This window comes from Moorena sp. SIO4G3 (assembly GCF_010692305.1).
Lineage (GTDB): Bacteria > Cyanobacteriota > Cyanobacteriia > Cyanobacteriales > Coleofasciculaceae > Moorena > Moorena producens_A.
The window spans coordinates 1-1388 of record NZ_JAAHIG010000735.1; the positions used below are offsets into that span (position 1 = coordinate 1).

A 1388-nucleotide genomic window follows, 5' to 3' on the forward strand; every position below is an offset into this window, starting at 1 on the left:
ACTAATCCCAGGTTTAGCTAGGTACAAGTAAGACCAACTGTAGTATGTGAATACTGATGGGTTTGACCCCATATCTGTAGTAGTTAAAACTACATTTGTCAGGAAATAGGAGAATAACTGCGCTCCCACTAATCCCAGGTTTAGCTAGGTACAAGTAAGACCAACTGTAGTATGTGAATACTGATGGGTTTGACCCCATATCTGTAGTAGTTAAAACTACATTTCTAAGGAAATAAAAGAATAACTGTGGTGCTACTAATCCCAGGTTTAGCTAGGTACAAGTAAGACCAACTGTAGTATGTGAATACTGATGGGTTTGACCCCATATCTGTAGTAGTTAAAACTACATTTGTAAGGAAATAGGAGAATAACTGTGGTGCTACTAATCCCAGGTTTAGCTAGGTACAAGTAAGACCAACTGTAGTATGTGAATACTGATGGGTTTGACCCCATATCTGTAGTAGTTAAAACTACATTTGTAAGGGAATAAGAGAATAACTGCGCTCCCACTAATCCCAGGTTTAGCTAGTTATAGCACTACGCATTAAAGTTAGGACATTGATAAAAGCTGAAAAAGGTGCGACCCGTGGCGAATTTAATAATTAGATGCGGAAAGCGCACCTAAGGTAGCTTTTTAGTCAACTTTTGCCTCTTGCCTCTTGCCTTGCGGGTAGCGCTATACAAGTAAGACAAACTCGACGAAGTAGCAGCGGAAACTGAAAACCCCAGCTAGCAGCTGCCACGCTCTGGTGCCAACTACTAGCTGGGGTTTATCTATCTGATCTTAAAATTTATAAATTTTGTAATGGTGTCCGTCAACTTGGAGGAATGTTCTGCCACAACTCCGCTGCAATAAACCTCGACAAATGCCCCACATTCGTTGTTGCAATTACAACATCTGGAACTCCAAGAGTCATGGCCTGAGCCACCAGAATCATATCAGCATCAATCGTTTTGTCACCTGCTGTTGGTTGTCCTTGCTGACGAGCTTGTGCCCAAAGTTGTGCAGCTTGACGCATTGCAACCGTTCTAATTGGCAAATACTCAATCAACTTGGTTAAATCATCTAGACGAGCAATGCCTTTTGTCTTCTTTGCTCGCAACAACTCACGGCGAATCTCATAGTCTACAATCTCTGGAATGATCACACGACTCCCTGATGTCAGGTGAGTTTGAAGCCACTGAGCACAAGCAACACTCTGAGCAGACAGCTTTGGATTGGTGATGAGACCGACCTGTCGTCCATCCAACACTATGGCTCCCCTCACCAAGTTACACCTTTCATCTCAATCGGGAATAACTGACGCTCAGAAAGTCGATCCTGATCCAATGCATCGATCAAATACTGACCTGTTTCTTGCTGCTCTTCAATATCGTGATCATCAATC

General features: G+C 42.7%; 1 protein-coding gene. It reads right to left on the reverse strand.

The genetic code is table 11. The features are described 5' to 3' along the window. Nucleotides 1-815: 815 nt before the first annotated feature. Nucleotides 816-1268: a nuclease gene (locus F6J99_RS45025; RefSeq protein WP_293123935.1), complete on the reverse strand. Its 453-nt coding sequence runs from the start codon at nt 1266-1268 to the stop codon at nt 816-818. Between the last annotated feature and the right edge of the window lie 120 nt (nt 1269-1388).